We start from the raw sequence: 5,006 nt of genomic DNA, 5'->3' as shown, positions 1-5,006 counted from the left end.
GTGATGAAGATGTCCGCGCTCTCCACCACCTCCTCCAGCGTGGTCACCTGGTAGCCGTCCATCGCCGCCTGCAGCGCGCAGATCGGGTCGATCTCCGTGATGATCACCCGCGCGCCCTGGCCACGCAGCGACTCCGCACAGCCCTTGCCCACATCCCCGTAACCGCACACGACCGCCGTCTTGCCACCGATCAAAACGTCGGTGGCACGGTTGATGCCATCGATCAACGAGTGCCGGCAGCCGTACTTGTTGTCGAACTTCGACTTGGTGACCGCGTCGTTCACGTTGATGGCGGGGAAGAGCAGCGTGCCGTCCCGGTGCATCTCGTAGAGACGGTGCACACCGGTCGTCGTCTCCTCCGTCACACCGCGGATCTCGGCGGCGAGCGCGGGCCAGTCGAGGGTGGAGCGGTGGAGGAGTTCGAGGATGACGCGGTACTCGTCGTTGTCCGCGGTGGACGGGTCGGGGACGGCGCCGGCCTTGGTGAACTCGACGCCCTTGTGGACCAGGAGGGTCGCGTCGCCGCCGTCGTCGAGGATCATGTTGGGGCCTGCGTGGCCGGGCCAGGTCAGGGCCTGCTCGGTGCACCACCAGTACTCCTCGAGCGTCTCGCCCTTCCAGGCGAAGACGGGGATTCCGGCGGCGGCGATCGCGGCGGCGGCGTGGTCCTGGGTGGAGAAGATGTTGCAGGACACCCAGCGGACCTCGGCGCCCAGCGCGACCAGCGTCTCGATGAGGACGGCCGTCTGCACGGTCATGTGCAGGGAGCCGGTGATCCGGGCGCCGGCCAGCGGCTGGGCGGCGGCGTACTCCTTGCGGATCGACATCAGGCCGGGCATCTCGTGCTCGGCAAGCGTGATCTCCTTGCGGCCGAATTCGGCCAGGGACAGGTCCGCGACCTTGAAATCCGTGAAATCAGCGGCCGACTGCGAGGGCATGTGCACTCCTTGAGTTCTGGATGTTCTGGTGGATCTCGAGCGTCGCGGTGGAGCGGTTGAGGGTGATGTAGTGCAGTCCCGGGGCGCCTTCCACCAGCAGCCGGTCGGCCATGGCGGTGGCGTACTCGACGCCGATGCGGTGGCCCTCGGCCGGGTCGTCGCGGGCCGCCTCGAGGCGGGCGGCGAGGTGCGCGGGGAAGGTGGCGCCGGACAGCTGGGCGAAGCGGGCGATCTGCTTCACGTCGGTGGCGGGCATGATCTCCGGGATGATCGGGGTGTCGCAGCCGGCGGCGGCGACCCGGTCCCTCAGCCGCAGGTAGTCCTCGGCGTGGAAGAACATCTGGGTGATCGCGTAGTCGGCGCCCGCACGGCACTTGGCGACGAAGTGGCGGATGTCGTCGTCCCAGTCGGTGGAGCGGGGGTGGCGTTCGGGGAAGGCGGCGACGCCGACGCTGAAGTGGCCCGACCTGCGCACCAGGGAGACGAGTTCGTGGGCGTGGGTGAATCCGTCGGGGTGGGCGGTCCAGGGCGCGTTCGGGTCGCCGGGCGGGTCGCCGCGCAGGGCGAGCACGTCGTGCACGCCCGCGTCCGCGTACTGGCCGATGATGTGGCGCAGTTCGGCGACCGAGTGGCCCACCGCGGTCAGATGGGCGACGGGCCGCAGGGTGGTCTCGGCGGCGATGCGTTTGGTGACGGCGACGGTGCGGTCCCGGGAAGAGCCGCCGGCGCCGTAGGTGACGGACACGAACGTCGGTGCCAGCGGCTCGATCCGGCGGATCGCGTTCCACAGGGTGCGTTCGCCCTGGGCGGTCTTCGGGGGGAAGAACTCGAAGGAGAACGAGGGCCCCGGCGCGGCGAGGATCTCGCGCAGGGTGCTCATGCGCGGCCTCCGGCGTTGAAGTAGCTCGCCTCGGGGTGGTGGACGACGATCGCGTCGGTGGACTGCTCGGGGTGGAGCTGGAACTCCTCGGAGAGCTGGACGCCGATGCGTTCCGGTTCGAGGAGGGCGGCGATCTTGGCCCGGTCCTCGAGGTCGGGGCAGGCGGGGTAGCCGAGCGAGTAGCGGCAGCCCTGGTACTCGGTGCGGAGCATGCCGTCGAGTCCGGTGGGGTCGGCGGCGGCGACGGACAGTTCGGCGCGCACCCGGGCGTGCCAGTACTCGGCCAGCGCCTCGGCCAACTGGACGGACAGGCCGTGCAGTTCGAGGTAGTCGCGGTAGGAGTTGGCCTCGAACAGCTTGGCGGTCTCCTCGCCGATGCGGGAGCCGACGGTGACGACCTGGAGTGCGACGACGTCGGTCTCGCCGGATTCCTCGGGGCGGAAGAAGTCGGCCAGGCACAGGTGCCGGCCGCGGCTCTGGCGGGGGAAGGTGAAGCGGGTCCGCTCGGAGCCGTCGTCGCCGAGGATGATCAGGTCGTCGCCCTTGGAGACGCAGGGGAAGTAGCCGTGGACGACGGCCGCTTCGAGGAGGTTGTCCGTCTGCAGCCGCTCGAGCAGGCCGCGCAGCCGCGGCCGGCCCTCCGATTCCATCAGCTCCTCGTAGGTGGGGCCGGTGCCGCGGGCGGCCTTCAGTCCCCATTGGCCCTTGAAGAGGGCGCTCTCGTCGAGCCAGGAGGCGTAGTCCTTGAGCGGGATGCCCTTGACGACGCGGCTGCCCCAGAACGGCGGGGTGGGGACGGGGTTGTCGGTGGCGACGTCGGAGCGGGTGGGCTGCTCCGGGGGGCGTTCGTCGACGACCGTCGTCGTGGCCTTGACGCGGCGCTGCTTGAGCTCGGGCAGGGCCGCGCCGGGGACGCCGCGCTTGATGCCGATGAGGGCGTCCATCAGGCGCAGGCCCTCGAACGCGTCGCGGGCGTAGCGGACTTCGCCGTCGTAGATCTCGTGGAGGTCCTGTTCGACGTAGGCCCGGGTGAGGGCGGCGCCGCCGAGGATGACCGGGTAGTCGGCGGCCATGCCCCGCTGGTTGAGCTCTTGCAGGTTCTCCTTCATGATCACCGTGGATTTGACCAGCAGGCCGGACATTCCGATGACGTCGGCCCTGTGTTCCTTGGCCGCGTCGAGGATCGCGGAGACGGGCTGCTTGATGCCCAGGTTGATGACGTTGTAGCCGTTGTTGGACAGGATGATGTCCACGAGGTTCTTGCCGATGTCGTGCACGTCGCCGCGCACGGTGGCCAGCACGATGGTGCCCTTGCCGTCGGCGTCGGACTTCTCCATGTGCGGCTCGAGATGAGCGACGGCGATCTTCATGACTTCGGCGGACTGGAGCACGAACGGCAGCTGCATCTGCCCGGAGCCGAAGAGCTCGCCGACGACCTTCATGCCCTCGAGGAGGGTGTCGTTGACGATGGCGAGGGCAGGCGTGTCCTTCAGGGCCTCGTCGAGGTCGGTCTCCAGGCCGTTCTTCTCACCGTCGATGATGCGGCGCTGCAGGCGCTCCTCCAGCGGCAGGGCGGCCAGTTCCTCGGCCTTGCCGGCCTTGAGGGACTTGGTGGAGACGCCCTCGAAGAGCTCCATGAGCTTCTGCAGGGGGTCGTAGCCCTCGGCGCGGCGGTCGTGGATGAGGTCGCGGGCGACCGTGACCTGCTCCTCGTCGAACCGGGCGATGGGCAGGATCTTGGAGGCGTGGACGATCGCCGAGTCGAGGCCCGCCTTGACGCACTCGTCGAGGAAGACGGAGTTGAGCAGGACGCGAGCGGCCGGGTTGAGGCCGAAGGAGATGTTCGACAGACCGAGCGTGGTCTGGACGTCGGGGTGGCGGCGCTTGAGTTCGCGGATCGCCTCGATGGTGTGGAGGCCGTCCTTGCGGGACTCCTCCTGGCCGGTGCAGATGGTGAAGGTCAGGGTGTCGATGAGGATGTCCGACTCGTGGATGCCCCAGTTGCCGGTCAGGTCCTCGATGAGCCGCTCGGCGACGGAGACCTTGTGCTCCACCGAGCGGGCCTGGCCCTCCTCGTCGATGGTGAGGGCGATCAGCGCGGCGCCGTGCTCCTTGGCGAGCGCGGTGACCTTCGCGAAGCGCGACTCGGGGCCGTCGCCGTCCTCGTAGTTGACCGAGTTGATGACCGCGCGGCCGCCGAGCTTCTCCAATCCTGCTTGAAGGACGGGGAGTTCGGTGGAGTCCAGTACGAGCGGCAGGGTCGAGGCGGTCGCGAAGCGGCCGGCCAGCTCGGCCATGTCCGCGACGCCGTCGCGGCCGACGTAGTCGACGCACAGGTCCAGCATGTGCGCGCCCTCGCGGATCTGGTCCCGCGCCATCTCCACGCAGTCGTCCCAGCGGCCCTCGAGCAGCGCCTCGCGGAACTTCTTCGACCCGTTCGCGTTCGTCCGCTCACCGATCGCCATATAGGCGGTGTCCTGACGGAACGGCACCGTCTGGTAGAGGGAGGCGGCGCCCGGATCGGGGCGCGGTTCGCGGGCCGGTGGGGTCAGGCCACGGACCCGTTCGACGATGCGGCGCAGGTGCTCCGGGGTGGTGCCGCAGCAGCCGCCGACCAGGGACAGGCCGTAGTCGGCGACGAACTGCTCCTGAGCGTCGGCGAGTTCGGCGGGGGTCAGGGGGTAGTGGGCGCCGTCCTTGCCGAGGACGGGCAGTCCGGCGTTGGGCATGCAGGACAGCGGGATGCGGGAGTGGCGGGCCAGGTGGCGCAGGTGCTCGCTCATCTCGGCCGGTCCGGTGGCGCAGTTGAGGCCGATCATGTCGATGCCGAGCGGCTCGAGCGCGGTGAGCGCGGCGCCGATCTCGGAGCCGAGCAGCATGGTGCCGGTCGTCTCGACCGTCACCGAGCAGATCAGCGGCGGGCGGCTGCCGGTGGCGTCCATGGCGCGGCGGGCGCCGATGATCGCGGCCTTGGTCTGCAGCAGGTCCTGCGTCGTCTCCACCAGCAGCGCGTCCGCGCCGCCGGCGATGAGGCCTTCGGCGTTCGCCTGGTAGGCGTCGCGCAGCAGGGTGTAGGGGGCGTGCCCGAGGGTCGGGAGCTTGGTGCCGGGGCCGATCGAGCCCAGCACCCACCGCTGCTGCCCGGTCGATGCGGTGAACTCGTCCGCCACCTCGCGGGCGATCCGCGC

3 protein-coding genes are annotated in these 5,006 nt (G+C 69.8%); all 3 read right to left on the bottom strand.

Annotated elements, in window-relative coordinates; translation table 11 throughout:
* The coding region (locus AB0K36_RS34520) for an adenosylhomocysteinase (RefSeq protein WP_364601763.1) at positions 1–938 on the bottom strand (938 nt) is incomplete at its 3' end.
* Positions 916–1,818, bottom strand: coding sequence for a methylenetetrahydrofolate reductase [NAD(P)H] (gene metF / locus AB0K36_RS34515; protein ID WP_364601760.1), 903 nt, complete (start codon positions 1,816–1,818; stop codon positions 916–918). The genes AB0K36_RS34520 and metF, both read right to left, overlap by 23 nt.
* Positions 1,815–5,006 (bottom strand): methionine synthase (gene metH / locus AB0K36_RS34510; protein WP_364601758.1); only part of this gene is annotated, 3,192 nt, incomplete at its 5' end. The genes metH and metF, both read right to left, overlap by 4 nt.

The organism is Streptomyces kurssanovii (genome assembly GCF_040677245.1).
GTDB classification, from domain to species: domain Bacteria; phylum Actinomycetota; class Actinomycetes; order Streptomycetales; family Streptomycetaceae; genus Streptomyces; species Streptomyces kurssanovii.
This window is presented reverse-complemented; position numbering and strand designations above follow the sequence as displayed.

What these genes read in the sequence shown, in the direction of transcription:
- metF (WP_364601760.1), bottom strand. Translation starts at nt 1,818, where the DNA reads ATGAGCACCCTGCGCGAGATCCTCGCCGCGCCGGGGCCCTCGTTCTCC.